Below are 16,790 nucleotides of genomic sequence, written 5' to 3'. Positions count from 1 at the left end.
TGTCGATTTCGTCATGCAAACGATGTCGCGTCATTCGACCGTGCGCGCCAGATGCGGTCCGCCGTCGTCCAGCGCCGACAGCGCGAACAAAGTTTCCGGTCCGATGATGCCGTCGGCCTTGATGCCGTAGGCCTGTTGCAGCTTGCGCACGCGCTCTTCCAATTCGGCGTCGAACGCGACGCTGTGCGATTTCGCGCCGGCGCCGTCGTCGAAGGTCGCGATGCGCTCGGTCACCCAAGCCACCGCTTCGCCGCTGTCGCCGCGCTTGAGCGTCGCCGGCACCGCGTTCGGCAAACGCCACAGCGCGATGAAGTCGCCGTTCCAGAAACGCGGCAACGAGGCGCGCGCGAGTTCGTAGCGGTCGCCGGCGAGATCCAGGCGCACGTGCTCGCGCCCGACACCCTGCAGCAGCGCATAGGCGGGACCTTCCGCATCCTGCGGGTCCGGATCGAGCTTTAAGATCAGCGGCCGATCGAACCGCGCGACCTGCTCCAGCGTGGCGTGGCCGCGCAGGCAGGCGAGGCCGCTGGCGACCAAGGCCTGGCAGCGGCTGGCGTCGCGCACTGAGACTTCGTTGGAATCGACCTGCCAGCGCGCGAGCAGCTGCGTGAACGCGGTCAGCTCGGTTTCCGGCGGATGCTTCAGATGCGTGGCGAGGCGCTCCGCTTCGGCATCGGTCGGTGCCGCGGCGACCACCGCCGGTGGCGATTGCGCCTGCGCCGGTGCCGCTTGCCGATAACGCTGAAACCAGACCGTGCCGGAAGCGAGCGCGAGCAGCAGCGCCGCCGCGGCGGCCCATACGCCGTAGCGGCGCATCCAATAGCGTGCGTGGCCGGGCAGGGTTTCGTCGGCGGCACGATCGACCAAGCGCTCGCCGATGCTCTCCTGTTCGCGCGCGTAGGCCGCCATCAGGGCACGGTCGGCGATGATGTTGACCAGGCGCGGAATGCCGCCGGAGCGCTGGTACAACGCTTTCAGACCGAGCCGCGAGAACGGCATGCGCTTGCAGCCGGAGACCGCCATGCGATGACGCACGTAGGCTTCGGTCTCGCCGGCGTCGAGTGGAGTGAGGTGATAGCGCGCGGTGATGCGCTGGGCGAGCTGACGCAATTCTGGGCGGTCGAGCAGCTCGCGCAGCTCGGGCTGGCCGAGCAGGATGATCTGCAGCAGCTTCTGCGTCGGCGTTTCCAGATTGGTCAGCAGGCGCACCTGTTCGAGCGAGTCGATCGACAGGTTCTGCGCTTCGTCGACGATCAGCACCACGCGCAGACCTTGCGCGTAGGCGTCGAGCAGAAATGCGTTCAGCGTGTCGGTCAGGGCCTTGAGGCTGCCGCGTTTGCCTTCGATCGGCAGCTTGAGCTCCTCGCACACCGTCTCGACCAGCTCCACCGGCGACAGCTTCGGATTGAGCACCAGCGCGACGCGCGTGTTTTCCGGCAACTGCTCGAGCAGCAGGCGGCACAAGGTGGTCTTGCCGGTGCCGACCTCGCCGGTCAGCTGCACGAAGCCGCCGCTGCCGCCCTTGCCGATCCCGTACAAAAGATGTGCCAAAGCGTCCCGGTGCCGTTCGGACAGGAAGACGTAGCGCGGGTCCGGCGTAATTGAGAACGGCGGCTCGCGGAGACCGAAATACTCCAGATACATACGACTACTTTACCCGAGCCCGTACGACGGCTGGCGGCAGCGCGGCGGATACGGCCGGCGGCGGCTGGTGGGAGCGCCGGTGGCGCCCTTGCTGAAATGTGACGTAGTTCACAATACCTCAAGCGACGGGTGCATAATCGACGGCCAAAACCAGGAGAGTTCGCAATGCAGGCGATCTGGCGCAGGACGGTCACGTGGTTGGCGGTGGGGCTCTCGATCGGCGCGGCCTCGGCGCAGAACCTGCCAGCGGGGTTCAATCTGGACAACCGCCTCGGCGGCCGCAACGAGCCGACCGGAGTCTATTTCGCCCACGACGGGCGGGTCTTCGTGACCGAGAAGGGCGGCAAGGTCTTCGTCTACCAGAACCTGCTCGATCAGGCTCCACAACTCTTCCTCGATCTCAGCACCAAGGTGCACAACTTCTGGGACCGCGGCCTGCTCGGCTTCGCGCTCGATCCGCGCTTCCCCGAGCAGCCCTACGTGTACGTGCAGTACGCCTACAACGGCGGCCTCTTTCCCGACAGCGATCCGACGCCGTGGGCACCGCGCTGGCCCTCGACCAACTGCCCGAGCCCGCCGGGTGCGACCGACGAGAACGGCGGCTGCGTGATCAGCGGGCGCATTTCGCGCCTGACCGTCAGCGGCAATACCGCCGCCAACGAGCAAGTATTGATCGAGGACTGGTTTCAACAGTTCCCGAGCCACTCGGTCGGCACGATTCTGTTCGGCCCGGACGGTTATCTCTACGCCGGCGGCGGCGACGGCGCCAGCTTCAACTGGGGCGACTACGGTCAATCTCCCAATCCGGATTGGCCCGATCAGCGCTCGCCGCTGAATGCGGCCAATCCGAACGACCAGGCGACCAACCACGGCGGCTCCTTGCGCTCGCAAGGCCTGGAAGTCGAATCGCAGTACGTCGACCAGCAGGTCTGGCTCAACGGCTCGATCATCCGCATCAATGCCGCCGACGGCAGCCATGCGCCGGGCAATCCGCTCGCGGCCGATGGCTTGTCGGAGAACGCCAAGCGCATCATCGCCTACGGCCTGCGCAATCCGTTCCGCTTCACGGTACGGCCGAACACCGGCGAGCTCTGGCTCGGTGACGTCGGTGACAGCACGTGGGAGGAGATCAACCGGATTCCCGAGCTGCCGGCGCAAGGTGCCAGGCTGCTCAATTTCGGCTGGCCTTGCTACGAGGGGCGCAATCACCACGGCAACTTCACCGGCCCGATCTGCACCGCGCTGTATTCCGGCGCCAACACCGGCGGACGCACGCGCCAGACACCGCCGTGGTACGCCTATCAGCACGTCGGCGGTTCCGACACGACCGGCCTCGCGTTTTACGAAGGCAGCAGCTATCCGGCGCAGTACCGCAAATCGCTGTTCGCAGCCGACAACAGCCGCCAGATCATCTTCAACATTCCGTTCGTCGACGCCAACGCCGACGGCATTCCCGATCCCCCCACCGACAGCTCCGCCGCGGCGTTCTTCGGCGGTGCCGGCGCGACCGCGGTGCATCTGATCGGCGGTCCCGGCGGCGACATTTTCTTCGCCAACCTCAACGCCGGGCGCATTTCGCGCATTTGGTACTGCTCGGGCTGCACCAACCAGGCGCCGTCGGCCGCGATCGCTCTCGACGGCGGCTCCAGCGCCGACGGCGCGCCGCGCTCGATCTCCTTCAGCGCCGCCAACAGCGTCGATCCGAACAGCGGCGACAGCTTGAGCTACGACTGGGATCTCGACGGCGACGGCAACTTCGGCGACGCGAGCGGCCTGACGGCCTCGCACACGTACGCCGCACCCGGCAGCTATCGCGTCGCTGTGCGCGTCAGCGACGGCAGCGGTGCCAGCGACACGCAAAGCATGCTCGTCACCGTGCGCGAAGCGAGCGCCGACCTCGGCGTCACGCTCGACGACGGCGTGGATTCGGCGCGCCGCGGCGACACGCTGCACTACGTGCTGACGGTGAGCAATCAGGGCCCCGACGCCGTCGTCGGCGCGACGGTGGCGACCACGCTGTCGGCGCAATTGACCGCCATCAGCTGGACCTGCACTGCTTCTGTCGGCGCGAGTTGTGCGGCGAGCGGCAGCGGCGACGTCGCCGACAGCGTCGGTCTGCCGCTCGGCGGCAGCGCGGTCTACACGATTGCGGCGACCGTCGCGGCGACGGCGAGCGCGACGATCGAAAGCGGCGCCAGCGTGAGCTTGGCCGCCGGCAGCAGCGATCCCAACCCGGCCGACAACTCCGCCAGCGACGTCGACGCACTCGACGACACGATCTTCGCGAACGGCTTCGAAGTCTCGAACTGACGCATCGCCTCTCTGCGAGCGAATCGATCCGGCCCGACCCGGCGCGCCGCGCCGGGTCGTCACGGCGCCGGCTTGATATCGCTTCGATCGTACCCAGGTCGAACCGTTCCGCCGCGCCGGTCTCTCCCGCCGCGCCGCCGGCGTGCTCTAGGACCTTCATGCGCAGCGACTTCTTCAAGACGGCGGCCGTGCTCGGCCTGCTCACCGCGATCGGTCCGTTCGCGATCGACATGTACCTGCCGGCGCTGCCCTCGATCCGCGCCAACCTGCACGCCAGCACCGCCGCGACGCAGGCGAGCCTGATGGTGTTCTTCGTCATGATGGGCCTGGCCCAGCTCGTCTACGGCCCGTTGTCGGACATGTTCGGGCGCAAGCCCTTGCTGTACGCCGGCCTCGCCCTGTTCGCGCTCGGCAGCATCGGCTGCGCGCTGGCCGGCAACATCGAAACCTTGATCGGATTCCGCGTGCTGCAGGGGCTCGGCGCCAGTGCCGGTATGGTGATCGGGCGCGCCGTGGTGCGCGATCTCCACACCGGGCCGGATGCGGCGCAAATGATGTCGCTCCTGATGCTGGTGTTCAGCGTGTCGCCGATCCTGGCGCCGTTGAGCGGCAGCTTCGTGATCGCCTGGACCAGTTGGCGCGGCATCTTCTGGAGCGTGCTGGTGGCGGCCCTGCTCGGCATGGTGCTGCTCAGCTTGTTCCTGCGCGAGACGCGGCATGCGCATCTGCGCGCGGACAGCACGCTGCGCAGCGCGCTCGCCGCTTATCGCGAACTGCTCGGCGATCCCTCTTTCCTCGGTTCGGTCTTCATCTGCGCGTTCGGCACCTCCAGCTTCTTCGCCTACCTGGTGAGTTCCTCCTTCGTGCTGATCGAGCACTACGGGCTGACGCCGACGCAGTACAGCCTGTTGTTCTCGATCAATGCGGCCGCCTTCATCGGCGCCGCGCAGTTCAACGGCGCGCTCGCGCGCCGTTTCGGCCTGCGCCGGCTCGCGCGCGGCGCCGTGCTCGGCTACGTCTGTGCGATGGTCGGCCTGTTCGCGGCGTTCGCGCTCGGCGTCGACAGCCTGGTGCTGCTGGCCGCGCTCTTGTTCGTCGGCTACGCCTTCCTCGGCATGGTCATCCCGAACGTGACCGTGCTCGCGCTGGAACAGCACGGCGCGATCGCCGGCACCGCCTCGGCGCTGATCGGCACCTTGCAGTTCGTCACCGGCGCCATCGTGATGGCGATCGTCAGCCGTTTCCTCGACGGCACCGCGCTGCCGATGGTCGCGGCGATCGCGCTGTGCGCGCTGATCACGTTCGCCTTGGCGCAAGTCACCTTGCGGCGCGAGCCGGCGCGCGCGTTCGCCGACTGAGCGACGCGCCGGTGACGCGAGCGGATCGGATCGCAACGGCCGCACGCTAGCCGATTGGCGCGGATCGCAGCGGCGTACTACCATCGCGCCGCGGTCGCCGTCCGGCGGCCGTGATCGTCCGTCCTCGCCAGCGCATCGGCTCCCTTGCCGTGCTGCCAGCCCTGCATCCTCGGATGCGGGTCGGAAGCCAGAACTTGGGGAGCTTCATCGATGCCGTTCCATCGTCACCCGCGCAGCGTGCTGCGCGCTTTTCCGCCGCGTCGGCTTCTCGGGCCGATCCTGACGGCGCTCGTACCGCTCGCCGCGCTCGCTGACGAAGCACCCGCAGACGCCGCGGCGACTCGCCTCGACAGCATCGTCGTCACCGCCGAGAAGCAGGGGCGCTCGCAACACGACACCGCCACCAGCACCACCGTGCTCGATGCGCAAGCGCTGGACGAACGCGGCATCGTCGACAGCCGCGACGTGCTGGGCGACCTGGTCAACGTCACCAGTCTCGGTCAAGGCAATCTGGCGCCGGCCGTGCGCGGCGTCGACGGCACCGGCGCGGCGCTCGGCGTCGATGCGTTCTTCGCCGGCTCGCGGCCGCGCCTGAACGTGACCGTCGACGGCCGCCCGGCCAGCTACAACGAGATCGTGTTCGGCGACAACTCGCTGTGGGACGTGCAGCAGGTCGAATTCCTGCGCGGTCCGCAGAGCCTCTTGCAAGGACGCAACGCGATCGCCGGCACGCTCGCGATCAAGACGCGCGATCCGGGCAGCGAGCGCGAAGCGGGCGTGCGCGTGATCGGCGGCAACGGCGATCGCCGCGAGGGTGCGTTCTACCTGTCCGCTCCGCTCGCCGGCGAAGAGTTCGCGCTGCGTCTGGCCGGCGGCATCCAGCATCGCGACAGCTACCTCGATTTCGCGCCGTATCCGGGCGTATCCGATCCGGGCGAGTTCGAAACGCGCACCTTGCGCGCGAAGCTTGCATACAAACCGGCCGCGCTGCCCGATTTCAGCGCGCTCCTGACCTTGCAACACGCCAGCGCGAGCGCGCCGCAGACCGAAACGGTGTCGCGTCCGTTCGATGCCACGCAGCTGGCGAGCACGCCGGACATGCCGGTGTTCGCGCCGCGCACCAACGCGGCGGTACTCGACACGAAATGGCAGCTGGCCGAGCGTCTGCGCTGGGAGAACCTGCTCAGCACCACCGACCTGCATGTCGATCGCTTCGCGCCGGTGCGCACCGGCGTCGCGCGCATCGACACGCGCGATCTGGTGGTCGAACCGCGCCTGGTACTCGACCGCGCCGACTCGCGCTTCGGCGGCATCGCGGGCATCTATCTCTACCGCGCCAACCAGCGCGAGTTCATCGACTTTCCGACCGACGAGCGCTTCCGCGATCGCGTGCGCACCGCCGCGATCTACGGCGAAGGCACGCTCGCCCTGAGCGAGCGCTTCGATCTCAATATCGGTGCGCGCTACGAGCGCGAGACGCATCGCCGCTACGGCGGCGAAGGCGCGCTGGTGCACATCGACATCGACCAGTCCTACCACGCCTTCCTGCCCAAGCTCGGCCTCGCTTGGAAGATCGATCCGCGCTGGACCGTCGGCGTATTCGCCGCGCGCGGCTACAACGCCGGCGGTGGCGGGGTCACCCTCGACTTTCCGATCGTCAGCTACAGCTACGGCGCCGAATACGTGCGCGACTACGAGGCGTACTTCCGCGCCGACCTCGCCGACGGCCGCCTCCAGCTGAGCGGCAATCTGTTCTACGGCGAGTTCCGCGACATGCAGCTCCCGTTCGATCTCAATCCCGATCCGGCGGTCTGGTCGGTGGTGATCCGCAACGCCAACCGCGCACGCAACTACGGTGCCGAATTCGGTCTGCGCTGGCTGGCGACCTCGGCTTTGGAGCTGCGCGCCGATCTCGGCCTGCTGCGCACCAAGGTCACCGAGTATCCGGGTTCGGGTAACGAAGGCCACCAGTTCGCCAACGCGCCGTCGGCGACGATGAGCCTCGGCGCGACCTGGCGCAGCGAGAACGGCTGGGAGTTCAGCGCGAACGCGCGCCATTCCAACGCGTATTTCTCCGACATCGAGAATCGACCGCTCGGCCGCACCGATCCCTACTGGATCGCGAATCTGCGCGGCGGCTACCGCTTCGGCAAAGCCTTCGTGTTCGCCGGCGTCAGCAATCTGTTCGACGAGAACACGCCGAGCTTGATCTCGACCTACGCGCCGGTGCCGACCGACTACGACACCGCCCAGCTGCCGCAGCCGCGGCGCTGGTACGTCGGCCTGCAATACGACTGGTGAAGCTCATGAACGCGACAGGCACTACGCGCTGGTTTCGCCTCAATCTCTGGTTGCACCGCTGGACCAGTCTGATCGCGACACTGCCATTCCTGATCTTGTGCCTGACCGGCACCGTGCTGATCTTCCATCACGAGATCGACGAAGCGCTCGGCGTGGTGCCGAGCGTGCAGAGCTTCGACGGCGCCAGCGCGCAGCCGCTGGCGAAGGCGGTCGACAACGTGCTGAGCAAGTTTCCGGACGAGCGCGTGCTCAGCGTCGGCATCGATCCGAAAGAGCATCCCGGCGTGCTGCTCCTGGTTACCGCGCCCAATCAAGCCAAGAGCTTCAACGAGGCGCGTCTGCGCTTCGCACATCTGGCCACGGCCGAGCTGACCGACGAAGCGAGCCTGGACGCCGACAAGACCTTGACCGGCTTTCTGCTCGATCTGCACGCGCGCTGGTTTCTCGGGCCCTTGGGCGAATTGATCGGCGCGCTGATCGCGCTCTTGGTCTTGATCTCGCTGCTGTCCGGTCTTGTCGTCTATGCGCCTTACGTCAAACGCATCGCGTTCGGCGTGCTGCGGCGCGGACGCGGCACGCGCCTGTTGCAGCTGGACCTGCACAACCTGGTCGGCGCGCTGGTGCTCGGCTGGGCCTTGGTCGTCACCGTCACCGGCTTCCTGCTCGGCTTCGGCACTATCGCGCAGTTCGTCTGGCAGCAGACCGAGCTGACCGAGCTGAAACGGCAGTACGCCGGCGCGCCGGTCGATACGCGCCGGCCGCCGGTCGACGTCGATCGTGTGCATGCCGCCGCGACCGCCGCGATGCCTGCCGGCTGGCACGTGGTCTCGATGATCTTTCCGAACACCGACTTCTCGACCGAGCGTCACTACAGCGTGCTGCTCGGCGGTGAAGGCCTGGACGAGCGGCTGTTCCGCGTCGCCCTGGTCGATGCCGCCAGCGGTGAGGTCTCCACGTTGGTGCAGTTGCCGTGGTATCTCAAAGCGATCTTCGTCGCGCAGCCGCTGCATTTCGGCGACTACGGCGGCATCGCGCTGAAACTCTTGTGGACGGCGTGCACCTGGCTGACCTTGTTCATCACCGCCAACGGCGCTTGGCTCTGGTGGGATCGCCGGCGCAAGCGACGGCGCGCCGCGCCGGACGGAGCGAGATCATGAGCGGACGTACCTACGCGCTGGTCGCTGCGCTGGCCTTGCTCAACATCGTCGGCATCGTCGGCATGTTGCTCGCCGAAGGCGTCTGGGACATCGCGTTCTTCGCGATGGCGGCGGTGCCGCTCGGGTTCGGTTTGTGGCGGCGCTGGCGTTTGCGTCGCGCCGGAACCTAGTTGTCGCCGTGCTTCAGCGCCGGCGCAGCAAGCGGCGTCGTGGTGGTGGCTGGTCGCCCGAGAACAACGCGATCGCGGTGCGCGCGACCTGGGCGGTGTCGTAGTACGCATAGGCACCGACGCCGACCGCGCCGACCACGGGCAACCAGCGCGCGATACCGCGGCCGGCCAGACGCTTGGACACGCTGAGTCCGATCTTCGCCGCGACCTTCTCGATCACGCGCAGCGGCACGTCCTGGATCAACAGGCGCGCGCCGACTTGAACACCGACGTCGCGCACGGCCTGGGCGGCGGCGTGGCGGAACAGGCAATAGAGCATGTGCGAACGCGTCAGCTCGGCGCTGACGCCGTAGGCGCCGGCGATGTCGGCGACCATCTGGCTCTGGATGCGCCAGATCGCCGCGAGTTCCGGCAGGATCGTGAGCCAGCCGAACGGACCGGGCGGCAAGGCCAAGGTGCCGGCGGCGAGCGCGGCTTTGTTCGCCGCCGCCGCGCCGATCGCGCGCGAGCGATCGTGCGGGCCTTTGGCCGCGTGCTCGTCGGTCGGCGGAACGCGGCCGACGACGTCGAGAATCGCGCGCCCGAGGCGTCCGGGCAGCCCTTCCGCGCTTTCGGCTACCGCGCGCCGCGCGGGTATCTGCATGGACATCGCCATTCTCCGGGTGGTGCGTCGCGCGCTTCGATCGGAATCGTTCAATGACGCTTGAAGTACTGCACTTCGCGTTCGTGCTTCTCGGCGGCGGCGCGTGTGCCGAAGGTGCCGAGGTCGCGCCGCTTGCCGGTCTTCGGATCGGTCTTGCGCGAGTACAGACGGTACTCGCCGGATTTGAGTTTGCGGATCATCGCCCACGCCTCTCGACTGCGATGCGACGATCCTAGCGGCGCCAAGCTTAGCCGTTCGTGTACTTCCAGTTGCGCGACTTGCCCTCGGCCAGCCATTCCAAGGTCGTCGCCAGCCGCTTCGCGCGCGTCTCCTCGCGCTTGGCTTCGTCGATCCATTCGACGTACTCGCGCCGGTGGCTCGGACTGAACGCCTCGAACGCCTTGCGCGCCTTCGCGTTCTTCTTCAACGCGGCGGCGAGATCGTCGGGCACCTCGAGCGGTGGCTTGCGCGGCGCGGCCTTGCCGTGCGTCGCCGCCGGCACGTTCGCCTCGTTCAGCGCCATCGCTCTCTTGAGATAGCCGAGCAGTATTTTCTTCGACGGCAGATCCGACAGTTTCTCGATGCGACCGAACTCGCCCATCGCACCCTCGGCGCCGTCTTCGCCGACCACTTGCTTCCACTTCCAGAAACCGAATGCGCAATGCTGCTTGAACGCGGCCATATGGCAGAACATGCCGCGATAGAGGAAGAACGGCGAACTCCACTTGATCGTCTCTTCGACCGCGGGGCAGGCCTCGTGCACGAGCGCGCGCAAGTGCGCCAGGATCGGCTGCGCGAACGGCTGCGCCTTGGCGATGTAGGCGTCGATGCGCGGGTCGGTGGAAGGCATGGCGCTCGTCTCCCTCGTGCGGCGCGCACACGATACGACCGCTGGTGGGTGCTGTCATCCGCGGGTCTCGCTCGACTTGCCGTTCGCGGCTGCGACGGCTGACCATGGCGATTGGATGGCTGTGCACGAATTCGGTGCTCAATAGCAGCGCTCGCGAGCGTCGGCGTCAGCGGATCACGTGCGGCACGAAGCGTGAAGTGTCTTGCGTGATCAACGAAGCGTCTTCGCGCACGCCGAGTCCGCACGGCCGATCCGCCACCACCCAGCTGCCGATCAGGGGGTAGCCACCGTCGAACTTGGGCAGCGGATGAAAGGCCTGGCGGATGAACGGCGCGTCGTCGTACGGTCCGTCCGAGCGCAGCGTTTCGCCGTCGTTCGCGTGCATCTCGATGTTCGCGCCTTCGCGCGAGAACAGCGGCTTGCGCACCCAGCCGGACGGCAGCGCCGCTTGCGCGTCTTCCTCGAAGAACGCCGGCAGCAGATTCGGATGGTTCGGATGCCGCTGCCACAAGAGAGGCAGGATGCCCTTGTTGCTCAGCACCGCTTTCCATGGAGGCTCGATCAAGGTGCAGCGCGAAGCCGGCAGCGCCGGGCCGAATTCCTCTTCGAACAGGAACTCGAGCGGATACAGCTTGAACAGCGCGCGGATCACGCGATCCTCGGTGTCGGTGTACCAGCCTTCCTTGCTGAGGCCGATGTCTTCGATCGCGACGCGTTGCGTGGCCAGGCCGGCCTGTTCGGCGCAATCGGCCAGGTAGGCGATCGTGCCCTGGTCTTCGAGCGAATCGCGCACGGCGGAGAAGTACAGCGGTTTGGGCAGTCGCTTGGCGATGGTCGCGAACGCTTCGATCAGGGTTTCCTGGATCAGGTTGTACTGATCGCTGCCCTTGGGCAGCGCGCCGCGCTCCACCTGCTGCTCCAGCCACAGCCATTGGAAGAAGGCCGCTTCGTACAGCGAGGTCGGCGTGTCGTAGTTGAGTTCGTACAGCTTGGCCGCGCCGCTGCCGTCGTAGGCGAAATCCATGCGGCCGTACAAGTGCGGCGAGGCGTCGCGCCAGGATTGCGCGATCCAATCCCAATAGCGCTCTGGAATTGCCAGCCGGCGCAGCAGCGCTTCGTCGCGCACGATGTCGGCGGCCAGATCCAGCGCCAGTTCGTGCAATTCGCCGGTCGGCGCTTCGAGGTCGCGTTCGATCTGCTCGAGCGTGAACGCGTAGTAGGCGCTCTCGTCCCAGTACGGCGCGCCGTCGATGGTGTGGAAGCGGAAGCCGAGCCCTTCCGCGGTCTGGCGCCAATCCTCACGCTCGGCGATCGCGATGCGTTTCATGCGCGCGCCTAGCCGCCGCCGCGCGAGCTGCCGCCCCAGCCGCTGCGTGCGGCGGCGGCGGAACCGAAGCCCGAGCGCGACATGGTGACGGCGCGGTTGGGCGCGATGTCGACCGGGCGCATGCGCGTGCCGTCGGCCGCACGCGTGCCGCCGGCGTAGCCGCCGCCGACGGAGCCGCCGTCGCGACGGTCATCGCGGTAGGCCTCGGTGTATTGGCCGGCGCGCGTACGGTAGATCGGGTTGGAGTCGAGGTACGCCGGCTGGCGCCCCGGCGACAGCATCTGCGACAGCATGAAGCCGGTCATCAGCGGCATCCAGATGCCGCCGCCTGATTGTTGCTGCTTCTCGGCGCACAGATCGCCGTACTCGGCGATGCATTCGGCCTTGCTCTTGTAGCGCGGCGCATCGTTCGCGCTGGTGCTGTTGGCGGCTTGCGACGCGCGGCGGCACAGATCGGCGCTGTTGCCGTCGCGCTCGCAGGCTTCGATGCTGGTGTAGAAGCCCTGCTTGGTCAGCGCCTGCGGCGGCGCTTCCTGCACGGCGCCGCCGCAGCCGACCAGCGCCCACGGCGTCTGTGCGACGGCGAGCAGGGCGAGTTGGCGGGAACGTTTCATCGTGGGTTCTCCTTTGCGTTCGTCCTTGAGCGCGAGAGTGAAAAGCGGCGCTCCGCGGCCGCAGGATTCGTCAGTACGTCATGCAGGCGGCGTTGAGCACGCCGACGCCGATCGACAGCGCGGCGACCAGAATCGCGGCGGCGCGCTCGTCGCGCTCGATGCGCGCCGGCAGGTCCGGCAGCAGGAGGCGCACGGCGAAGAAGGTCAGTGCTTGCACGATCAGAGCGACCAGGCCCCACACCGCGCAATCGATCAGGCCGACCGACTGCGCGATCGCCGAAGCGAGCGGAATCACGAAACCGAGGAAGGCGCCGCCGAAGGAGATCGCCGCCGCCGGTTTGTCGGCGCGGATCAGCGCGAGTTCGCGATGCGGCGTGATCCAGACGTAGACGATCAGGAACAGGCCGGCAAGCGCGATCGCGAGCGCGAAGTAGGCGAGGAAGTTCGGCAAGGTCGCGAGCGAGGGAGCGAGTTCGATGGACATGGGGGTTCCCGTCAAGTGATCTCGAATTCGGCGGAGGTCAGCGGCACGCCGAGGGCGAGGCTGACGACGTACTGGTTCGGGCCGGAATCCTCGGCCGCGACCAGCAGCAGTTCGTTGCGGTCGGCGCCTTCCGGTGCGCGTTCGTACAACATCGAATACAGCGTGAGGTCGTAGTCCTTGGCCGCGGCGGAACTCTTGTGCACGCTCTCGTCGAACACCACCGGCGGCGCCCAGCGCTGATCGGGGCCTTCACCCCAGACGCGCCGGTATTCGCGATTGGCGAGGGCGTAACTGGCGGCACCGAGCAGGGAGCCCTGCTGCACCCATTGCCGGAACGCGGCTTGGTTGGCCGGATGCACCGAGTCGACGTAGACGAACAAGGCGACGTCGCCGACGCTGCGCTCGTTGCCCGGTGTGCCGTCGCTCGCGATTTGCAGGAACGCATCGTCGCTCAGGTACAGCCGATGCAGCCAGGCGCCGTCACCGAGATCGATCACGCCGATCGCCTCGATGATCTGCGGGCTGGGCGGACATTCGAACGCGAACGCCTCGCCGGCGAGCCGGAACGGCAACGCGTCGATCGTGACCGCCCCCTTGAGGCGTGCGCCGAGCGGAAACGCGTTGGCGTCGTCGTTCGGTTTGGTTTTGCGATCGAACCAGTTCATCGATGCGGGCTCGCCGGTGATGATGCCTAGACTTTCGCGCGCTCGGTCGCGCTCGGCAGCGGCGAAGTTTCGCCCTGCGGCGCTTCGAGCTGTTCGCGCGGATGCTGCACGACTTCGGTCTTCTGATAACGCGCCAGCACCGCATCGGCACTGACCTGACCGGGCACCACGCCGACCGCTGCGAGACGCGCTTCCAGGTCGCCGTCGCCTTCGCTCAGCGCGAGCGTGTCGGCCGCTTCGATCTGCGCCGCACGTTCGGCCTGCTGCGTCTTCACGCGATCGAGCGAGTCCAGCGCGGTGCGCAGCTTGGCGTTCTGGCCGCTGTGGCGCGAGGAAATCGCGGCCTGCGCGCGCAGCACGCTTTCGTTCGCCTTCACCTGATCGACCTGCTGCTGCAGGCTGTCGATGCGGCGGTCGGCGGTCTTGATCGCGCCGTGCAGCTTGTCGACCGCGGCCTTGGTCGTGGTCAGCGCTTTTTCCTCGGTCGCGATCTCGCCTTCCAGGGTTGCGACCTTGGCGGCGACTTCGCGCGCGAGCGATTGATCGCCCTGGCCGAGCAGGCGGCCGATATGGCTCTCGTACTCGGTCTTCTTCGCGCGCTTCGCTTCCAGTTTGTCGGAGGCGAGTTTCTGCTGTGCCATCAGCTTGGTCAGGTCTTCCTTCGCGCGCACGCTGTCGCCCTGCGCGTCGCGAATCTCCTGATCGAGAATGCGCGTGGCGTTGCGGTCGACCACCGCCTGGCCCGCTTCGGTCGCGGCGCCGCGGAACAGGGTCAGAATTTTTTCAAGAATACTCATGGGCTTCCTCGTGGAGGATGTTCTCGAGAAGTGCGGTCGCGGAGGGCCGCGCTGAAGTCGTCGAAGTCATTGCCGTCGCGCCAATCAAGCCGCGGACGACGAAGCGATCAAGGACGATCGCTCAGATAGCTGTGCAACGCCTCCGCGGCTTCCAAGGTGTTCTGCGCCAGCACGTCGATTTCTTCGACGATGTTGGCCAGCGGCGAACGCGTCGACAGCTCGCCGAACACGACGTAGACGTCGTCGCCGTCGAGCGATTGCAGACCGATGTTGGACAGCGGATTGAGCGGGTTGAGGCGCAGGCAGGCGTCGTTGAACGCGGCGCGGTCCTTGACCTGGGAGCCGAGGCAGAGCGGGGTCGAGACGAACAGCTGCTCGCCCGAGGCGGCCAGATGGATTAACAGGTCGCCATGCTCGGGCGAGGAGATCGTGATGGTCGGATCGGCGCCGTGTTCGAGCGTAAGTCGGTACGACAGTTTCTCGCGCAGCACGTGCTCGGCGAGCGCCTCGTGCAGCGATGGGGTGGTCCAGGCTTGGGTCATGGCGGAATACGCCTCCAGGTGGCGGTAGCGGTCGGGAAGCACGGGCTCGCGCAGCGCAAGCTCGAAGGTGGCGAGAATTTCGCGGTGCTGCGGTCGGATGAAGACCTGGCGCGCGACCAGGCCTTTTTCACGCATGCGTTCGCGGAACGCGCGCTGGCTGCGCGCGGATGCGGAAGGAAGCTTGGCGGTCGGGCGGCTCATTGCGTGTTACTAGTAACGTTACTCGTAATTTCGGCGGAGTGCTATAGGCCGTTGGTTGGGCGCAGCCGCTGTCCTCCCCTCCCGCTTATGGGAGAGGAGCGCCGGAAGCGCTCGGGGTCCCGCCGCGAAAAAGGCGTCAGCTAACGGAGGAGGGCTTGGACCACTGGAACAACCAGGTTTCGCTCAGCGGCCGCCCCTGCGCATCGCGCAGATACACGCGCAGGTCGATCGGCTCGCGGCTCGCGTCGGGCACCACGTCGAACATCACGCGCCAGCCGCGCACCGAGTCGAGCGGGCGCGCGGAGACGATTTCGGTGCGTCCGCGCGAGATCGAGATCACCGGCTCGACCTTGCTGTCGCGCGGCAGCTTCGCCAGCACCTCGCCGGCGAAGTCGATGACGAACTTCCACGAGAAGTAAGTGCGGGTGACGCCGGGCGGTCCGCCGATGCCGGTCCAGCTCATCACTGCTTCTGCCAGCGGCGATTTCGCCGGCATCTTCTCGCCCCAGTGCAGCCGGTAGGCGTACAACAGCTCCTGTCCCGGCTCGGGCGTCGCCTCGGGTTTCCAATAGGCGACGATGTTGTCGCGCGTCTCGTCCGGCGCGGGCAGTTCCACCAATTGCACGGCGCCCTTGCCGAAACCGCTGAGCGGCTCGACCCACAGGCTCGGCCGGCGCTCGTAGAACACGCCGTCGTCCTGGTAGTGGTCGAAGTTGCGGTCGCGCTGCATCAAGCCGAAACCGCGTGGCGCTTGATCGAAGAACGAGTTGACGCGCACGTCGGGCGAATTGACCAAGGGCCGCCAGATCCACTCGCCGCTGCCGGTGTGCAGCGCGAGCCCGTCGGAATCGTGGATCGCCGGGCGCCAGTCGTCGCCGATGCGGCGGTCGTGCGGCGCGACCAGGAACATGCTGGTCAAGGGCGCGATGCCGAGCCGTTCGATCGCTTTGCGCGGATATAGCGCGGCGTCGACGCGCATCGTCAGCGGCTCGCCCGGCGCGATGTCGAAGCGGTATGCGCCGGCGATGCTCGGACCGTCGAGCAGCGCGTACAGTGTGACGCTGTCGGCGTCCGCTTTTGGCCGTTCGAGCCAGAACGTGGTGAAGTCGGGAAATTCTTCCGCGCGCGGCAAGCCGCAGTCGATCGCGATGCCGCGCGCGGACAAGCCGTACTGCAGCGAGCTGCCGACCGCGCGGAAATAGCTGGCGCCGAGAAACGCGACCACATCGCGCGCGAAGTCGCGATGGAAGTTCAGGCGAAAGCCGGCATAGCCGAGATCGTGCGGCAGCTTGGCGCCGTCGATGCCGCTCTTGGACAGATCGAAGCGGCGCGGGTCGTACTCGACCTCGTGCGCGACGCCGTCGACCAGCTCGTACACGTGCACCGAGCGGCGGAACTGCATGCCCAGATGAAAGAACTGCGCGCGGAAATGCGCATCGCGATCGGCCCACAGCGCGTGCTGGGGATCGGGGCGGATCGCCTGGTAGCGATCCCAATCCAGCTCGGTCAGCGTACGCGGGATGTCGAGGTTCGGCGCGACGAACGGCCGCTCGGCCAAGGCGCGCGCATAGCCTTTCAGTTGCGCGTAGTCGAAGCGCTTCGGCTCGAACCCGGCGCTGCCGGGGCGGCTGGCGGCGCGGCCGAGCAGAGGCAGGGCGGCGAGCAGGTAGGAGGACGTGATCAAGAGGTCGCGGCGGTTCATGCGGTCTCCGGTAGAGGTGTTAGGT

Annotated in this window: 16 protein-coding genes; 5 read left to right on the top strand and 11 right to left on the bottom strand. The window is 67.3% G+C overall.

Translation table 11 applies throughout. The annotated features are described in order from the left end of the window. Positions 1-30: 30 nt before the first annotated feature. On the bottom strand, positions 31-1,551 hold the full coding sequence (locus AC3QL3_RS19740; protein ID WP_492895825.1) for an ExeA family protein: 1,521 nt from the start codon (positions 1,549-1,551) through the stop codon (positions 31-33). Positions 1,552-1,809: 258 nt separating this feature from the next. On the opposite strand from AC3QL3_RS19740, the gene AC3QL3_RS19735 reads away from it, so the two are divergent. From AC3QL3_RS19735 to AC3QL3_RS19715, 5 genes are all read left to right on the top strand, one after another. Continuing rightward, a complete protein-coding gene (locus tag AC3QL3_RS19735; RefSeq protein ID WP_492895824.1) occupies positions 1,810-3,954 on the top strand; it encodes a PQQ-dependent sugar dehydrogenase in 2,145 nt (714 codons plus the stop codon). A gap of 158 nt (positions 3,955-4,112) precedes the next feature. Further along, a complete protein-coding gene (locus AC3QL3_RS19730) occupies positions 4,113-5,312 on the top strand; it encodes a multidrug effflux MFS transporter (RefSeq protein WP_492895823.1) in 1,200 nt (399 codons plus the stop codon). Positions 5,313-5,522: 210 nt separating this feature from the next. Continuing rightward, entirely contained in the window at positions 5,523-7,613 is a 2,091-nt protein-coding gene (locus AC3QL3_RS19725) for a TonB-dependent receptor (protein ID WP_492895822.1), read from the top strand. A 5-nt stretch (positions 7,614-7,618) separates the two neighbouring features. Next, on the top strand, positions 7,619-8,770 hold the full coding sequence (locus AC3QL3_RS19720; RefSeq protein WP_492895821.1) for a PepSY-associated TM helix domain-containing protein: 1,152 nt from the start codon (positions 7,619-7,621) through the stop codon (positions 8,768-8,770). Beyond that, entirely contained in the window at positions 8,767-8,940 is a 174-nt protein-coding gene (locus AC3QL3_RS19715; RefSeq protein WP_492895820.1) for a hypothetical protein, read from the top strand. Before AC3QL3_RS19720 ends, AC3QL3_RS19715 begins: the two co-directional genes overlap by 4 nt. Positions 8,941-8,953: 13 nt before the next feature. Here the strand turns inward: AC3QL3_RS19715 and AC3QL3_RS19710 are convergent, their stop codons facing one another. The 10 genes from AC3QL3_RS19710 to AC3QL3_RS19665 all read right to left on the bottom strand — a co-directional run bounded on the left by AC3QL3_RS19710 (position 8,954) and on the right by AC3QL3_RS19665 (position 16,765). Further along, positions 8,954-9,589: a hypothetical protein gene (locus AC3QL3_RS19710; RefSeq protein WP_492895819.1), complete on the bottom strand. Its 636-nt coding sequence runs from the start codon at positions 9,587-9,589 to the stop codon at positions 8,954-8,956. A 44-nt stretch (positions 9,590-9,633) separates the two neighbouring features. Next, on the bottom strand, positions 9,634-9,783 hold the full coding sequence (locus AC3QL3_RS19705) for a hypothetical protein (protein WP_492895818.1): 150 nt from the start codon (positions 9,781-9,783) through the stop codon (positions 9,634-9,636). Positions 9,784-9,830: 47 nt separating this feature from the next. Then, positions 9,831-10,433: a YdeI/OmpD-associated family protein gene (locus AC3QL3_RS19700; RefSeq protein WP_492895817.1), complete on the bottom strand. Its 603-nt coding sequence runs from the start codon at positions 10,431-10,433 to the stop codon at positions 9,831-9,833. 166 nt (positions 10,434-10,599) lie between these two features. Beyond that, positions 10,600-11,760, bottom strand: coding sequence for a glutathionylspermidine synthase family protein (locus tag AC3QL3_RS19695; RefSeq protein WP_492895816.1), 1,161 nt, complete (start codon positions 11,758-11,760; stop codon positions 10,600-10,602). A gap of 8 nt (positions 11,761-11,768) precedes the next feature. Next, positions 11,769-12,374, bottom strand: a complete 606-nt coding sequence (locus AC3QL3_RS19690; protein ID WP_492895815.1) for a DUF1190 domain-containing protein — start codon at positions 12,372-12,374, stop codon at positions 11,769-11,771. 70 nt (positions 12,375-12,444) lie between these two features. After that, positions 12,445-12,858 (bottom strand): DUF350 domain-containing protein, encoded by a 414-nt coding sequence (locus AC3QL3_RS19685; protein WP_492895814.1) that lies wholly within the window; start codon positions 12,856-12,858, stop codon positions 12,445-12,447. Between the two features lie 11 nt (positions 12,859-12,869). Then, positions 12,870-13,523: a DUF2491 family protein gene (locus tag AC3QL3_RS19680; protein ID WP_492895813.1), complete on the bottom strand. Its 654-nt coding sequence runs from the start codon at positions 13,521-13,523 to the stop codon at positions 12,870-12,872. A 26-nt stretch (positions 13,524-13,549) separates the two neighbouring features. After that, complete coding sequence (locus tag AC3QL3_RS19675; RefSeq protein ID WP_492895812.1) at positions 13,550-14,320, bottom strand: PspA/IM30 family protein; 771 nt, start codon at positions 14,318-14,320, stop codon at positions 13,550-13,552. A 107-nt stretch (positions 14,321-14,427) separates the two neighbouring features. Further along, a complete protein-coding gene (locus AC3QL3_RS19670) occupies positions 14,428-15,063 on the bottom strand; it encodes a YjfI family protein (RefSeq protein ID WP_492895811.1) in 636 nt (211 codons plus the stop codon). Positions 15,064-15,199: 136 nt separating this feature from the next. Beyond that, positions 15,200-16,765 carry an OpgD/OpgG family glucan biosynthesis protein gene (locus tag AC3QL3_RS19665; RefSeq protein ID WP_492895810.1) on the bottom strand — a complete coding sequence of 522 codons (1,566 nt, stop codon included), beginning with the start codon at positions 16,763-16,765 and terminating at the stop codon, positions 15,200-15,202. Positions 16,766-16,790: the final 25 nt, after the last annotated feature.

It is taken from the genome of Dokdonella sp. GW821-FHT11D02 (genome assembly GCF_058808595.1).
Note: the sequence above shows the minus strand (reverse complement) of the source record. Positions and strands in the feature narration are given on the sequence as shown.

Coding starts and splice junctions, on each gene's coding strand:
- AC3QL3_RS19735 (WP_492895824.1), top strand. CDS start 1,810: ATGCAGGCGATCTGGCGCAGGACGGTCACGTGGTTGGCGGTGGGGCTC.
- AC3QL3_RS19730 (WP_492895823.1), top strand. CDS start 4,113: ATGCGCAGCGACTTCTTCAAGACGGCGGCCGTGCTCGGCCTGCTCACC.
- AC3QL3_RS19725 (WP_492895822.1), top strand. CDS start 5,523: ATGCCGTTCCATCGTCACCCGCGCAGCGTGCTGCGCGCTTTTCCGCCG.
- AC3QL3_RS19720 (WP_492895821.1), top strand. CDS start 7,619: ATGAACGCGACAGGCACTACGCGCTGGTTTCGCCTCAATCTCTGGTTG.
- AC3QL3_RS19715 (WP_492895820.1), top strand. CDS start 8,767: ATGAGCGGACGTACCTACGCGCTGGTCGCTGCGCTGGCCTTGCTCAAC.
- AC3QL3_RS19710 (WP_492895819.1), bottom strand. CDS start 9,589: ATGTCCATGCAGATACCCGCGCGGCGCGCGGTAGCCGAAAGCGCGGAA.
- AC3QL3_RS19705 (WP_492895818.1), bottom strand. CDS start 9,783: ATGATCCGCAAACTCAAATCCGGCGAGTACCGTCTGTACTCGCGCAAG.
- AC3QL3_RS19700 (WP_492895817.1), bottom strand. CDS start 10,433: ATGCCTTCCACCGACCCGCGCATCGACGCCTACATCGCCAAGGCGCAG.
- AC3QL3_RS19695 (WP_492895816.1), bottom strand. CDS start 11,760: ATGAAACGCATCGCGATCGCCGAGCGTGAGGATTGGCGCCAGACCGCG.
- AC3QL3_RS19690 (WP_492895815.1), bottom strand. CDS start 12,374: ATGAAACGTTCCCGCCAACTCGCCCTGCTCGCCGTCGCACAGACGCCG.
- AC3QL3_RS19685 (WP_492895814.1), bottom strand. CDS start 12,858: ATGTCCATCGAACTCGCTCCCTCGCTCGCGACCTTGCCGAACTTCCTC.
- AC3QL3_RS19680 (WP_492895813.1), bottom strand. CDS start 13,523: ATGAACTGGTTCGATCGCAAAACCAAACCGAACGACGACGCCAACGCG.
- AC3QL3_RS19675 (WP_492895812.1), bottom strand. CDS start 14,320: ATGAGTATTCTTGAAAAAATTCTGACCCTGTTCCGCGGCGCCGCGACC.
- AC3QL3_RS19670 (WP_492895811.1), bottom strand. CDS start 15,063: ATGAGCCGCCCGACCGCCAAGCTTCCTTCCGCATCCGCGCGCAGCCAG.
- AC3QL3_RS19665 (WP_492895810.1), bottom strand. CDS start 16,765: ATGAACCGCCGCGACCTCTTGATCACGTCCTCCTACCTGCTCGCCGCC.